Origin of the sequence: Bacillus sp. FSL R5-0560, assembly GCF_037966305.1 — a bacterium.
GTDB classification, from domain to species: domain Bacteria; phylum Bacillota; class Bacilli; order Bacillales; family Bacillaceae; genus Bacillus; species Bacillus mojavensis.
In genome coordinates, this window is record NZ_CP150195.1 from 844,988 (window position 1) to 859,771 (window position 14,784).

9 protein-coding genes and 2 pseudogenes are annotated in these 14,784 nt (G+C 49.4%); 5 read left to right on the top strand and 6 right to left on the bottom strand.

Annotation, left to right across the window (positions count from 1 at the left end; all coding sequences use genetic code 11):
* Positions 1-110 precede the first annotated feature (110 nt).
* The 6 genes and pseudogenes from NST56_RS04140 to NST56_RS04165 form a co-directional block, all read right to left on the bottom strand.
* Positions 111-1,988: pseudogene (locus tag NST56_RS04140) on the bottom strand (DUF4573 domain-containing protein); the annotation flags it as partial.
* A 64-nt stretch (positions 1,989-2,052) separates the two neighbouring features.
* Positions 2,053-4,176 carry a DUF4573 domain-containing protein gene (locus NST56_RS04145; RefSeq protein WP_339180196.1) on the bottom strand — a complete coding sequence of 708 codons (2,124 nt, stop codon included), beginning with the start codon at positions 4,174-4,176 and terminating at the stop codon, positions 2,053-2,055.
* An 814-nt stretch (positions 4,177-4,990) separates the two neighbouring features.
* Positions 4,991-5,662 carry a glycosyltransferase family protein gene (locus tag NST56_RS04150; RefSeq protein ID WP_339180199.1) on the bottom strand — a complete coding sequence of 224 codons (672 nt, stop codon included), beginning with the start codon at positions 5,660-5,662 and terminating at the stop codon, positions 4,991-4,993.
* Entirely contained in the window at positions 5,659-6,366 is a 708-nt protein-coding gene (locus NST56_RS04155) for a class I SAM-dependent methyltransferase (protein ID WP_339180201.1), read from the bottom strand. Before NST56_RS04155 ends, NST56_RS04150 begins: the two co-directional genes overlap by 4 nt.
* Positions 6,353-7,459 (bottom strand): glycosyltransferase, encoded by a 1,107-nt coding sequence (locus NST56_RS04160; protein WP_339180204.1) that lies wholly within the window; start codon positions 7,457-7,459, stop codon positions 6,353-6,355. The genes NST56_RS04155 and NST56_RS04160 overlap by 14 nt, the downstream gene beginning before the upstream one ends.
* Positions 7,456-8,832 carry a glycosyltransferase gene (locus tag NST56_RS04165; protein WP_339180207.1) on the bottom strand — a complete coding sequence of 459 codons (1,377 nt, stop codon included), beginning with the start codon at positions 8,830-8,832 and terminating at the stop codon, positions 7,456-7,458. The genes NST56_RS04160 and NST56_RS04165 overlap by 4 nt, the downstream gene beginning before the upstream one ends.
* Before the next feature lie 237 nt (positions 8,833-9,069).
* Here NST56_RS04165 and NST56_RS04170 point away from each other — a divergent pair.
* The 5 genes and pseudogenes from NST56_RS04170 (at position 9,070) to NST56_RS04190 (ending at position 14,665) form a co-directional block, all read left to right on the top strand.
* Positions 9,070-10,702, top strand: a pseudogene (locus NST56_RS04170) (sensor histidine kinase).
* On the top strand, positions 10,674-11,354 hold the full coding sequence (locus tag NST56_RS04175) for a response regulator (protein WP_010333368.1): 681 nt from the start codon (positions 10,674-10,676) through the stop codon (positions 11,352-11,354). The pseudogene NST56_RS04170 and the gene NST56_RS04175 overlap by 29 nt, the downstream one beginning before the upstream one ends.
* A gap of 2 nt (positions 11,355-11,356) precedes the next feature.
* Positions 11,357-12,316: a tripartite tricarboxylate transporter substrate binding protein gene (locus NST56_RS04180; RefSeq protein WP_339180211.1), complete on the top strand. Its 960-nt coding sequence runs from the start codon at positions 11,357-11,359 to the stop codon at positions 12,314-12,316.
* Positions 12,317-12,513: 197 nt separating this feature from the next.
* Positions 12,514-13,815 carry a citrate transporter CitM gene (gene citM / locus NST56_RS04185; protein WP_268450848.1) on the top strand — a complete coding sequence of 434 codons (1,302 nt, stop codon included), beginning with the start codon at positions 12,514-12,516 and terminating at the stop codon, positions 13,813-13,815.
* Positions 13,816-13,870: 55 nt separating this feature from the next.
* Entirely contained in the window at positions 13,871-14,665 is a 795-nt protein-coding gene (locus NST56_RS04190; RefSeq protein WP_339180215.1) for an MBL fold metallo-hydrolase, read from the top strand.
* The last annotated feature ends 119 nt before the right edge of the window (positions 14,666-14,784 follow it).

Sequence of the window (14,784 nt, forward strand, 5' to 3'; positions counted from 1 at the left end):
GGGGGATTGGACCAACCGGGCCAACAGGTGCAACAGGATCAACCGGTCCAACAGGTGCAACCGGATCAACGGGAGTCACGGGATCAACAGGAGCGACGGGTGCAACCGGATCAACGGGCGACGGGTGCAACCGGATCAACGGGAGCGACGGGTGCAACCGGATCAACGGGAGCGACGGGTGCAACCGGATCAACGGGAGCGACGGGTGCAACCGGATCAACGGGAGCGACGGGTGCAACCGGATCAACGGGAGCGACGGGTGCAACCGGATCAACGGGATCAACAGGACCGACCGGTGCAACCGGAGTAACCGGATCAACGGGAGAAACCGGAGCAACGGGAGCGACGGGTGCAACCGGATCAACAGGATCAACGGGATCAACAGGACCGACCGGTGCAACCGGAGTAACCGGATCAACGGGAGTAACCGGACCAACAGGATCAACAGGTGCAACAGGATCAACCGGACCAACAGGAGCGACGGGATCAACCGGACCAACAGGAGCGATGGGATCAACAGGTGCAACAGGAGAAACCGGATCAACGGGAGAAACCGGACCAACAGGTCCAACGGGAGTCACTGGATCAACAGGTCCAACAGGTGCAACAGGACCAACAGGTGCAACAGGACCAACAGGTGCAACAGGACCAACAGGTGCAACAGGACCAACAGGTGCAACAGGACCAACAGGTGCAACAGGACCAACAGGTGCAACAGGACCAACAGGTGCAACAGGACCAACAGGTGCAACAGGACCAACAGGTGCAACAGGACCAACAGGTGCAACAGGACCAACAGGTGCAACAGGACCAACAGGTGCAACAGGACCAACAGGTGCAACAGGACCAACAGGTGCAACAGGACCAACAGGTGCAACAGGACCAACAGGTGCAACAGGACCAACAGGTGCAACAGGACCAACAGGTGCAACAGGACCAACAGGTGCAACAGGACCAACAGGTGCAACAGGACCAACAGGTGCAACAGGACCAACAGGTGCAACAGGACCAACAGGTGCAACAGGACCAACAGGTGCAACAGGACCAACAGGTGCAACAGGACCAACAGGTGCAACAGGACCAACAGGTGCAACAGGACCAACAGGTGCAACAGGACCAACAGGTGCAACAGGACCAACAGGTGCAACAGGACCAACAGGTGCAACAGGACCAACAGGTGCAACAGGACCAACAGGTGCAACAGGACCAACAGGTGCAACAGGACCAACAGGTGCAACAGGACCAACAGGTGCAACAGGACCAACAGGTGCAACAGGACCAACAGGTGCAACAGGACCAACAGGATCAACGGGAGTCACGGGATCAACCGGATCAACGGGAGCGACCGGATCAACCGGTGCGACCGGATCAACCGGTGCAACAGGAGAAACCGGACCAACAGGTGCAACCGGAGCAACGGGAGAAACCGGAGCAACGGGAGAAACCGGAGCAACGGGAGAAACCGGAGCAACAGGTCCAACGGGAGTCACGGGATCAACAGGATCAACCGGACCAACCGGAGCAACGGGATCAACCGGACCAACCGGAGCAACGGGATCAACCGGACCAACCGGAGCAACGGGATCAACCGGACCAACCGGAGCAACGGGAGCGACGGGATCAACCGGTGCGACCGGATCAATCGGACCAACCGGAGTAACTGGACCAACGGGAGAAACAGGAGAAACCGGACCAACCGGTCCAACGGGAGTCACAGGATCAACAGGACCGACCGGATCAACAGGACCGACCGGATCAACAGGACCGACCGGATCAACAGGATCAACAGGATCAACGGGATCAACGGGATCAACAGGACCGACCGGTGCAACAGGAGCAACCGGACCAACAGGTCCAACCGGACCAACAGGTCCAACCGGACCAACAGGTCCAACCGGACCAACAGGTCCAACCGGACCAACAGGTCCAACCGGACCAACAGGTCCAACCGGACCAACAGGTCCAACAGGTCCAACCGGACCAACAGGTCCAACAGGTCCAACAGGAGTAACTGGACCAACGGGAGAAACAGGATCAACCGGATCAACCGGATCAACCGGAGCAACGGGTCACTGGATTAACAGGAGCGACGGGATCAACAGGTCCAACAGGATCAACGGGATCAACAGGTCCAACGGGAGTCACAGGAGCAACAGGTCCAACCGGACCAACCGGAGTAACTGGACCAACCGGAGCAACGGGAGCAACGGGAGTCACGGGATCAACAGGACCAACAGGTGCAACGGGAGCGACGGGATCAACCGGATCAACGGGATCAACCGGATCAACAAGCAACGGGATCAACGGATCAACAGGAGCAACGGGATCAACAGGAGCAACGGGATCAACAGGAGCAACGGGATCAACAGGAGCAACGGGATCAACAGGAGCAACGGGATCAACAGGAGCAACGGGATCAACAGGAGCAACGGGATCAACAGGAGCAACGGGATCAACAGGAGCAACGGGATCAACAGGAGCAACGGGATCAACAGGAGCAACGGGATCAACAGGAGCAACGGGATCAACAGGAGCAACGGGATCAACAGGAGCAACGGGATCAACAGGAGCAACGGGATCAACAGGAGCAACGGGATCAACAGGAGCAACGGGATCAACAGGAGCAACGGGATCAACAGGAGCAACGGGATCAACAGGAGCAACGGGATCAACAGGAGCAACGGGATCAACAGGAGCAACGGGATCAACAGGAGCAACGGGATCAACAGGAGCAACGGGATCAACAGGAGCAACGGGATCAACAGGAGCAACGGGATCAACAGGAGCAACGGGATCAACAGGAGCAACGGGATCAACAGGAGCAACGGGATCAACAGGAGCAACGGGATCAACAGGAGCAACGGGATCAACAGGAGCAACGGGATCAACAGGAGCAACGGGATCAACAGGAGCAACGGGATCAACAGGAGCAACGGGATCAACAGGAGCAACGGGATCAACAGGAGCAACGGGATCAACAGGAGCAACGGGATCAACAGGAGCAACGGGATCAACAGGAGCAACGGGATCAACAGGAGCAACGGGATCAACGGGAGCGACGGGATCAACAGGTCCAACGGGAGTCACGGGATCAACCGGTGCAACCGGAGCAACTGGAGTCACGGGATCAACAGGTCCAACCGGAGAAACCGGATCAACAGGTCCAACCGGAGAAACCGGATCAACAGGTCCAACCGGAGAAACCGGATCAACAGGTCCAACCGGAGAAACCGGATCAACCGGATCAACCGGATCAACCGGACCAACTGGAGTCACGGGATCAACCGGATCAACCGGTGCGACTGGATCAACCGGTGCAACCGGACCAACCGGAGTAACTGGACCAATGGGATCAACAGGATCAACAGGATCAACAGGATCAACCGGATCAACCGGATCAACCGGATCAACAGGATCAACCGGATCAACCGGATCAACCGGAGTAACTGGACCAACCGGATCAACTGGACCAACCGGATCAACAGGAGCAACTGGACCAACGGGATCAACAGGATCAACCGGTGCAACCGGACCAACCGGAGTAACTGGACCAACCGGATCAACAGGAGCAACAGGAGCAACAGGAGCAACAGGAGCAACAGGAGCAACAGGAGCAACAGGAGCAACAGGAGCAACAGGAGCAACAGGAGCAACAGGAGCAACAGGAGCAACAGGAGCAACAGGAGCAACAGGAGCAACAGGAGCAACAGGAGCAACAGGAGCAACAGGAGCAACAGGAGCAACAGGAGCAACAGGAGCAACAGGAGCAACAGGAGCAACAGGAGCAACAGGAGCAACAGGAGCAACAGGAGCAACAGGAGCAACAGGAGCAACAGGAGCAACAGGAGCAACAGGAGCAACAGGAGCAACAGGAGCAACAGGAGCAACAGGAGCAACAGGAGCAACAGGAGCAACAGGAGCAACAGGAGCAACAGGAGCAACAGGAGCAACAGGAGCAACAGGAGCAACAGGAGCAACAGGAGCAACAGGAGCAACAGGAGCAACAGGAGCAACAGGAGCAACAGGAGCAACAGGAGCAACAGGAGCAACAGGAGCAACAGGAGCAACAGGAGCAACAGGAGCAACAGGAGCAACAGGAGCAACAGGAGCAACAGGAGCAACAGGAGCAACAGGAGCAACAGGAGCAACAGGAGCAACAGGGAGCAACAGGAGCAACAGGAGCAACAGGAGCAACAGGAGCAACAGGAGCAACAGGAGCAACAGGAGCAACAGGAGCAACAGGAGCAACAGGAGCAACAGGAGCAACAGGAGCAACAGGAGCAACAGGAGCAACAGGAGCAACAGGAGCAACAGGAGCAACAGGAGCAACAGGAGCAACAGGAGCAACAGGAGCAACAGGAGCAACAGGAGCAACAGGAGCAACAGGAGCAACAGGAGCAACAGGAGCAACAGGAGCAACAGGAGCAACAGGAGCAACAGGAGCAACAGGTCCAACGGGAGTCACTGGACCAACCGGACCAACCGGGGCAAATCCGCAGCTGTTTTACAATGAGGTAGCAGGCCCAGTTACAGTTGCTGTTAACGGTACTGAAACGTCAATTGGAACTTTAAGTCTGCCAACAGTCGCTGGCCAATTAATAAAATTAGATCTTGCCATTTCTGTTGATGTGACAACGACAGCTAACTCGAACTTTACTTTCCAAACCAGAATTTATAGAAACGGAGTATTGATAGACACACGCGCCGTCCAAAGAAATGTTAATGTTGCCATTACGTCAAGATTTCCAATGGCTACAACGTATGTAGATGCTACAACAGTCACAGGCACGACTTCTTATGAGGTTAGGATAATTTTTACCACAGTAAGTAATGTGAGTGGCAGCTCCGCACTAAACCTAGATATAAATGCTATTAGGTTCCCTTAATAATAGAGAATGAGAGTCACTTCTTTTTTAAAATTCAAGCATATGAAACAAGAAACCTACTTTATAAAAAAGTAGGTTTCTTGTTGTGCTCAATGGAAGACTTATCATGTTTGAAAGTACTCCCTCAAAAATTTTTCAAGGTAATCAGAATACTGGTCAGAATCAAACTCATTGCCGCATGCATGTATGACCCATGGCTCTTTCTGATGGGGGATGCCGACCAAATACCCCTTTTTCCTGAACTCAAAGCATTGCGAAGTATCATACAAATGCCAGCCGTCAAAGATCTCTTTCCGCCACGGGAGATCGTACTGAGTGACCAGCAATAAACCGTCTAATGCTTCAACTGTTTTTACGGTCTCGTCTATCTCATCAAACGACAAATAGCTATACGTTCTGCGGTATTCAATGACTTTTCCCGCTTTTTTAGAAGCCTCCCACCAAATCCCGCTTTGCGGCACTTCTTCAGCTCCTATGACGCCTATCATGCCAAGCGCATCGTTTTGCTGAAAGACATGAAGGATATCGTAAATAAATGAACGATTGATGATAAATGTATCCTGATGTACATACACTTTATATTTTGCGTCTGACTGATGCATTGCCGCCTGGTAGCCGGAGGCCATACTGTCAGCCTTTCGGATATCGATTAACTCAACCTCCATATGAGGAGGCACTGAAAGAGACTGGATATGTCTCAGGCAGAGGTCATAAAGGGTGTCATCATTGACACATGTAATGAAGCAAATGGAATTTTCATTTACATGCTGTTTCATCTTTTTTGCGCCTTTATGACATATTGATAGGCCCTGGCTTCCTCCTCAAAGTTTGCATGGTGAATTCCCATGTTTGCTCTGACATGTGCCAGTCTGCTGATCATTTTTTCATAATAGTGAGTCGTAAAGGAAATAGGCTCAATTTGGCTGACCTTGTAACCCGTTTCATGAAACATTTTCTTCATTTCCTGCAAGGTGAAGAAACGGAAGTGTGTTTTATCGAGCAGCCCAGCCTGTGTATACGTCCATTTGCCGGACAGCAGACTTTCAAAAATTGAGATATGCCCGATATTCGGAATGCTTGCCAAAATGCTCCCTGTTTCGTTTACGTAAGGCTTCATGTTAGCTAACACTGCCCAAGGGTCTATTAAGTGCTCCAATACATCCCCGAAGATGACGTGATCAAATGTGTTTTTTTCAAAAGGAAGCTTCAATGTTTCGATGTCTCCTGTTATCACTTCGTCAATGTGATGAGCGGCTTTTTCGGCAGCAGGCGGATATGATTCAATCCCATAATAGGAGCATTTCGTTTTTTTCTTAACAACTGCACCAAACAGGCCTTCAGCACAACCGACTTCAAGAATGGTTTTCGCATGGGGTTCTACCAGGTCAAACAGCTGCCGGTTAATGCCTTTGTAATATTCTTTATCTTTTCGCTCATATTCTTTCATAGAATCAGCAAGTGACCTTTTATTGATTTCCATGATGTTCACCTCCGGAGTCAGCCTGCTGCTGCAGGACCTCTTCAAAGTATGTTTTGTTGGCAAGCATTCTTGAATCATGAGGACGGTATTGTAAAGCCGATTCATTATGCTGATAGGCAAGCTGATGCTGGCCAAGCTTATCGTAGCAGACAGCTAATTGTAAGTGAGGCAGCCAGGTGGCGCAGGCGCGGTTTTGAAAAGCCAAGCTTTCTGAGCCTCTATTTTCAATTGCTTTTTCATACCAATAGACCGCGCTTTCAACATCGTTTTTTTCTAAAAAAGAGAACCCCAATCTGCAGCACGTTTCCGCTCTGGGAAGCCCGTAGACGAGAGTGTGGAGCACCCAGCTTAATTCTTTTTCCTTCAATCCCAAAGAATGATAGCAATCTGCTAATTTATTGCATGCTCTGATATTATCCTCGACCCACCCCTGCTTGGTTTTCAAAAAACGCAAATAGTATTCTATCGCTTTTTCTATTTTTCCGTGATCACACAGCTCGTTTGCATAGTAAAATAAATCTCTTGGCGAAAAATCCTTCCCTGACGAGGCCATGTTTTCATAAATTTGCAGATTTCGGTCAGCGTCATGGCTAAGCGGCATATGTGAAACCGCTGCGTCACTGTGTTGGAGATTTCCGTACACCTCTAAATATTCATGGACCGCGCCGATCCACTTAAAGCCCCTTTCCCGTTTTACGAGCCGGTATCTTCGTAAGCTGGATGTGACGTTGCCTTCTTCGTCAAACGCCAGGTGATAGTTCATTGATACCGCGTCAATATGCGGATCAAGCGTTTTTTTTAGTTCCAAGAACAGTTCTTGATCCTTCTCGGTAAACACATCATCGGCATCAAGCCATAAAATATAGTCAGCTGTTGCCTGCTGAAACGAAAAATTTCGAGCGGCCGCAAAATCGTCTATCCATTCAAAATCAAAGATGCGGTCTGTATAACGGGCAGCGATGTCTTTCGTCTGATCAACTGAGCCGGTATCCACGATGTTAATTTCATCAGCAATCCTCCGCACAGAATCTAAGCAGCGGCCGATGACGGCTTCCTCATTTTTCACGATCATACATAGACTGATAGAAATCAAATCGCCACCTCCGCTTCAGGCTGTTTTTTCTTCATTGCATGGACAAACATGTAATCAATCTGAGCATGTTCTGACAAGTGATCCAAAGACAAACCAAATTGCCCGGCAAGATATTCAGCTTCTTGTAAAAATAGCTGTATGTTCGATTCAGGAATGGCTGAATGAGAGGTGGTTGATTTTATGTCATAAAGGTGTTCGGGAAATAGTGTGTTTACGTTTTGAGGCGTGATGAAATGTGTGTGTGCGGGTGTTCCGCATAATAATGAGAAAAGCGTGTCTGCATAAGCTGTATTCGGGATGCTGCAAATTAATGAGCCTGAAGGCTTTAGATAAAGGGCAAGAGCCTCAATCGTTCGCTGGGGATACATCGCGCAGTTCAAAAGGTCTCCTATCAAAATGACATCAAAAAAAGCTTCAGGATAAGGAAGGCGGCATGTTTCGGTATCGGCAGAAGTGACTTGTTCATAATAAGCGCTTGCTATTGTACGTAGCAATGTATCTTCTTCAATGCCGTGCAATGTACAGGTTTGCCGGTTCAACAGCTCTACACCCGCAGCTCCTGCGCCGCAGCCGATATGCAGGATGGAGCGGGCTTTTGAAGGCACAAGGGCTGTCAGCTCTGGCTGGGGATCAATAAAAGCCGTCACATCCTGCTTCCATTTATCTACGAAGGCTTGGCGGTTGACCTGATATAGTCGGCTGATACTTATATCCGGATTGCCGGAAAACGTGGCATGCCCGTGATGATGCACGAACGAATCAAGGGCGATTTTCAGCTGATAACCGGCCTGCAGAGCGCGAAGGCACAAATCATCGTCCTCAAATGAACCGCCTCCAAAACGCTCGTCAAAGCCGCCGATTTTGTCCAGCACCTCTTTTTTGACAAGAAGGCAAAATCCGACCAGCCTTAAAACGCTTCTTGATTTGCCCCGGTGCCGCATGCAATGGCGCTGAGAAAAATCTTCAATTCCTTCTAAACTGGTGTAATCAACTGAAATTTGCTGAGGCCCGCTGACATAATTGCTTACAGGCCCGACCATGCCGATTTTATCATTATGATAAAGCAGCTTGATCATCGGCTCCAGCCAATGATTCGTCACAACAGTATCATTGTTTAAAAAAAGAACATTGTCTCCAGAAGCGGCCTCAAGGCCTTGATTGCAGGCTTTCGCGAACCCCTTGTTTGTTTCATTAAAAATCGTTTTGATTGAAGGAATCTGTTTGAGGTAGTCCTGTGTCCCGTCATGAGAGCCGTTATCTACAACAATCACTTCTATACAGTCATCATCGGTATGCGTCCATATGCTCTCCAAGCATTGTTTTGTCAGCGCCAATTGATTATAAGTCAGCACAATAATACTCGTTTTCACCATAACCACCGCCCTTCACCAAATCATTCAGATACTATATATATATATATCGAAATGTTCAGATGGAATGATTCCTTCCTGAAAAAAGGAGTGTTCAGCAAAACAGGCTGCTGGAAATCTGGAGAGGAAAAATCATGATCTGAATCATAACCTCTGATCATCAATGAAATGGATTTTGAAAAATAAGAAAATTTACGGGAGAAAAATGGTATGATCTAGGTAGAAAGGACGGCTGGTGCTGTGGTGAAAAAGCGTTTCCATTTTTCTCTGCAAACGAAAATAATGGGGTTGATTGCGGCGCTGCTGATCTTTGTGATTGGCGTGCTGACGGTCACGTTTGCCGTTCAGCAAACAAAAGAAGGGCGAAAACAGGCAGAGCAGCTGGCGGTGCAGACGGCGAGAACGATTTCCTATATGCCGCCGGCAAAGGGACTCATCGTGACGAAAGACGGGCAAGCTGCCGAGGCGCAGGAGGTCATTGAACAAATGAAAGAACAGACCGGCGCTTATGCCATTTATGTGCTTGATGAAAAAGGAATGGTCCGAACCGCCTCGGACAATAGCGAAAATAAGCATCTGACGAGAAGCAGAGAAATCCTGTTTGGAGGCTCTCACGTCTCAGAGACAAAAGCGGATGGACAAAGGGTGATTCGTGGCAGCGCACCGATTATCGAGGAACAAAAGGGGCGCAGCCAAGTGATCGGCAGCGTGTCCGTTGATTTTCTGCAGACGAAGACAGAGCAAGGCATTAAGAGACATCTGCGAGACTTAAGCTTCATGGCTGTACTCGTGCTGCTGCTTGGATTTGTCGGTGCCGCCGCGCTTGCCAAAAGCATCAGAAAGGATACGCTTGGCCTTGAACCCCACGAAATTGCATCTCTTTATCGGGAGCGGGATGCGATGCTGCGGGCGATTAAGGAAGGGATTATCGCCACCAATCGTGATGGCATTGTAACGATGATGAACGTATCGGCGGCTGAGATGCTTAAGCTTCCCGAGCCTGTGATGAACGTGCCTGTTGATGACGTGATGCCGGGAGCAGAACTGATGTCTGTGCTTGAGCAGGAAGAAATGCAATCGAATCAGGAGGTATGTGTCAACGACCAAGTCTTTATTATCAATACAAAAGTCATGACACAAGGCGGACAGAGGTACGGAATCGTTATCAGCTTCAGAGAAAAAACAGAACTGAAAAAGCTGATTGACACGCTGACAGAGGTGCGGAAATACTCAGAGGACCTGCGCGCCCAGACTCATGAATTTTCCAATAAGCTCTACGCGATTTTAGGGCTGCTTGAGCTTGGCGAATATGAGGAAGCGATTGAACTGATTAAAGAGGAATACGCCATCCAAAATGAACAGCATGATATTTTATTCCAAAATATTCATTCGCAGCAGGTGCAGGCGATTTTGTTAGGAAAGATGAGCAAAGCATCGGAAAAAAAGGTGAAGCTGTCGATCGATGACAACAGCACACTAGGACCTCTTCCTCCTCATGTCGGCTTGTCTCATCTCATTACGATTATCGGCAACTTAATTGATAACGCTTTCGAAGCTGTAGCAGATCAAAGCGTACAGGAGGTCTCATGTTTTATTACAGATATCGGACGGGATGTTGTTATCGAAGTATCCGATACAGGGGCGGGAGTGCCGCCCGATAAGATGGAAGCGGTGTTTGAAAGAGGCTACTCTTCAAAGGGGATGAAGAGAGGCTACGGGCTCGCCAACGTAAAAGAGTCAGTGCGTGAGCTGGGAGGCTGGATCGAACTGACAAATCAAAAAAGCGGGGGAGCGGTATTTACTGTTTTTATACCGAAGGAGAAACAGACAAAGGGGGAATCCATTTGATTCACATCGTGATTGCGGAGGATGATTTTCGGGTTGCGCAAATCCATGAGAGATTGATTCAGCAGCTAGATGGATTCAGCATTATCGGCAAAGCGGGCAATGCCAAAGAGACAATGTTGCTTTTGAAGACACACAAAACGGATTTGCTGTTATTGGATATTTATATGCCGGACGAGCTCGGAACAGCATTGATTCCAGAGATACGGAGACGGTTTCCGGACGTTGATATTATGATCATTACAGCCGCAACGGAAACCCGCCACTTACAGGAAGCGCTGCGGGCGGGAATCGCAAACTATTTGATTAAGCCCGTAACGGCTGATAAGTTCAAGCAGGTGCTGCTCCAGTATAAAGAAAAAAGGCAGGTGCTGCTGTCTCAGCCGGAGGTCAGCCAATCCATGATTGATCATATTTTCGGGGGCGCCCCTAAGGAAGCTGTCACTGCGGAGAATTTGCCGACAGGCATCAATCCGATCACACTGAAAAAAATCAAAGAGGCGCTGCGTACTGCGGCCGGAGGAATGACAGCGGAAGAACTCGGAGAAACAATGGGCGCGTCACGAACAACAGCCCGCCGTTATGCCGAGTATCTTGTGTCTAAGGAAGAAGCGCGGGCAGAGCTGGAGTATGGGATTATCGGCAGACCGGAGAGAAAATATTATTTGGCGGCTGAATAGTCATGAAAAAACTTGTGATCATATTCATTTGTCTATTAGTCTTCACACAAGGTGATATCCGGCAGGCGGCCGCTCCCCGACTGCCGGACGGGCCGGTTGAGATCGTTGTGCCTGCCGAGCCTTCCGGGGGCTGGGATGTAACGGCGCAGGCCATCCAATCCGTGCTCAGGCAAAAACAGCTGATGAAAGGCAGTATTCATCTTGTGTATAAACCCGGGAGCGGAGGCGACAAAGGCTGGAAATATGTCAACCAAAGCGGTAAGCAGACCATCAGTATGATGTCCAGTTTAATCCTGAGCAATTACCTGCTCGGACAAAGTAAATTAAAAACAGATGATTTTACGCCTCTGGCGATTCTCGCTAAGGAATGGCAGACTGTCGCTCTTCCGAAAGGATCGTCTATGAAAAGCGGGAAGGATGTGCTGAAGGAAATCAAGATGCATCCAGGCAAAGTCAAAATCGGTTTTTCTCCGGGGCTTGGCAATGACGATCAGCTCTCATTCGTCAGAGCCGCTGATATGTACGGGATTGATCCCTTTGACATTGAGTTTTTACAGTTTGACAGCAGTGAAGAATTGATTCAGGCGCTTATCAGGCATGAGATTGAAGCAGCTTCCATGACCGTTTCAGAAGCCAAGCCGTACGAGCGAAACGGCGAGATTACATTAGCCGCCGTCACGTCAGAGAAAAGGCTGCCCGGTTTTCCAAAAGTGCCGACGTGGAAAGAACAGGGCATTCCGTTTGTCTTCTCTCACTGGAGAGGGGTGCTGGGACCGAAAAACATGTCTGAGGAAGAGATCTCTTACTGGGACCAAGCATTAAAAAAGGTGACATCCTCGCCCGAATGGAAAAAGAAGATAAATGAGCAGGACTGGGAAAGCTTTTATTTAAACAGCAAGGAAACGACACGGTTTCTTGAAGAACAATCAGCGTTTTATCAAACCATCATGACAGGCAATTAAGCAAAAAGCATTCTGCCGTATGCGGAATGCTTTTTGTGTTGGAGAAATGACCAAAAAGAACAAAACGGTTTTAAAAAATTAAAAATACATAAAAACCAAATTATTTACTTGAGAACGTTTTTCTCATACGATGACAAAAAGGCAAAAGGGGAATAGGGGATAAAATGTAAGCGGATTCATTTAAAGGGGGAATGAATGTGTTAGCAATCTTAGGATTTCTTATGATGCTTGTGTTTATGGTACTGATCATGACAAAACGGCTTTCTGTCCTGACCGCATTGGTTTTGACGCCGATTGTGTTTGCGCTGATAGCCGGTTTCGGGTTCACTGAAGTTGGCGATATGATGATCTCGGGGATTCAGCAGGTGGCGCCGACGGCTGTTATGATTATGTTTGCGATTTTATATTTTGGAATTATGATTGACACGGGGCTTTTTGATCCGATGGTTGCAAAAATATTAAATATGGTCAAAGGCGATCCGTTAAAAATTGTTGTCGGTACAGCGGTTCTTACGATGCTCGTTGCTTTGGATGGGGACGGTTCAACAACCTATATGATTACAACAAGCGCGATGCTCCCGCTCTATCTGCTGCTCGGCATCCGGCCGATTATATTGGCGGGAATCGCCGGAGTCGGCATGGGGATTATGAATACGATTCCATGGGGAGGCGCGACGCCGCGGGCGGCGAGCGCGCTCGGGGTTGATCCGGCTGAGCTGACCGGGCCGATGATCCCTGTGATCGCAAGCGGAATGCTTTGTATGGTCGCAGTTTCGTATGTTCTGGGTAAAGCGGAGCGCAAACGGCTCGGTGTGATTGAGCTGAAACAGCCGGCCGATGTCAACGAACCAGCCGCTGCGGTTGAAGATGAGTGGAAGCGGCCGAAGCTTTGGTGGTTCAATTTGTTGTTAACGCTTTCATTGATAGGGTTTTTAGTATCAGGCAAAGTCAGTTTAACGGTGCTGTTTGTCATCGCATTCTGTATTGCACTTATTGTGAATTATCCGAACCTCGATCATCAGAGACAGCGTATTTCAGCACATTCAAGCAACGTGCTGGCCATTGGCTCCATGATCTTTGCAGCAGGCGTTTTTACGGGAATTTTAACAGGCACCAAAATGGTTGACGAAATGGCGATTTCGCTTGTGTCGATGATTCCCGAACAAATGGGCGGGTTTATCCCGGCGATTGTAGCCTTAACTAGCGGCATTTTCACATATCTCATGCCAAATGACGCGTATTTTTACGGAGTGCTGCCGATTTTATCAGAAACGGCTGTCGCATACGGCGTGGATAAAGTGGAAATTGCCAGGGCTTCGATTATCGGCCAGCCGATTCATATGCTGAGCCCGCTTGTGCCATCAACACATTTGCTTGTCGGGCTTGTCGGAGTCTCCATTGACGATCATCAAAAATTCGCTTTGAAATGGGCGGTTCTCGCCGTGATTGTCATGACGGTTACCGCTTTATTGATCGGTGCCATTTCGATTTCTGCATGATAATTCGGGCGGAATGACATACACTAACGGCATACAACGTACCGGAGGTGTCTACATGAGTGATCCTTATATGCCGCTCACTTCAGTCAGAAGCGGGACTGGGTTCGAAGCCGCAAAGGGTGTACATGGTCTGACCGTGCAAATTGCGAATGTCTATTTTATTCAATATCCTTCTGAACCTCATTCATTTATTTTAATAGATGCCGGCATGCCTCAATCAGCCGGCATGATTCTACACGAAGCAAAACAGAGATTCGGCGATGACTATCACTTGAAAGCCATTATTCTGACACACGGGCACTTTGATCATATCGGGGCCATTGAAGAGATCCTTGAGCATTGGGATGTTCCTGTTTATATTCATTCGCGGGAGATGCCTTTTGTAACCGGAAAAGAGGATTATCCGTCGGCGCGGCCAGACAGCAAAAGCGGGCTGGTCGCCAAGCTGTCGCCGCTGTTTCCGCGCCACTCAATCGATATTTCCTCTCATGTTCAAGCATTGCCTGAAGACGGCACTGTTCCGTTTCTGGACGAGTGGATCTGGATCGCCACACCTGGCCATACACCCGGCCATATTTCACTATTCCGCGAGGACGGCCATGTGCTTGTCGCAGGTGATGCGGTGATTACAGTTGAACAGGAAAAAATGGCGGACGTCTTCATTCAAAAACAGGAGCTTCACGGCCCGCCGGCTTATTTCACACCTGACACCGAGACGGCCGCCGAGTCCATTCAAAGACTTGCCGAACTAGAACCGGAAGCTCTGCTGACCGGGCACGGCATCCCAATGACAGGCAGAAACTTTCGCAGTGATTTAATGGAATTGGCCAATCATTTATCATCCCTTTGACACTCGCAAACGCGGGTGTTTTTTTATTTGTTTTTCCAAGAAGATGCAGAAAAATCATTTGTCTTCCCGCTCAAAAACGATACAATGAGAAGCATGAATGCGATTTGGAGGAGAGTTTG

Coding starts and splice junctions, on each gene's coding strand:
- NST56_RS04150 (WP_339180199.1), bottom strand. CDS start 5,662: ATGAAACAGCATGTAAATGAAAATTCCATTTGCTTCATTACATGTGTC.
- NST56_RS04155 (WP_339180201.1), bottom strand. CDS start 6,366: ATGGAAATCAATAAAAGGTCACTTGCTGATTCTATGAAAGAATATGAG.
- NST56_RS04165 (WP_339180207.1), bottom strand. CDS start 8,832: ATGGTGAAAACGAGTATTATTGTGCTGACTTATAATCAATTGGCGCTG.
- NST56_RS04180 (WP_339180211.1), top strand. CDS start 11,357: ATGAAAAAACTTGTGATCATATTCATTTGTCTATTAGTCTTCACACAA.
- NST56_RS04190 (WP_339180215.1), top strand. CDS start 13,871: ATGAGTGATCCTTATATGCCGCTCACTTCAGTCAGAAGCGGGACTGGG.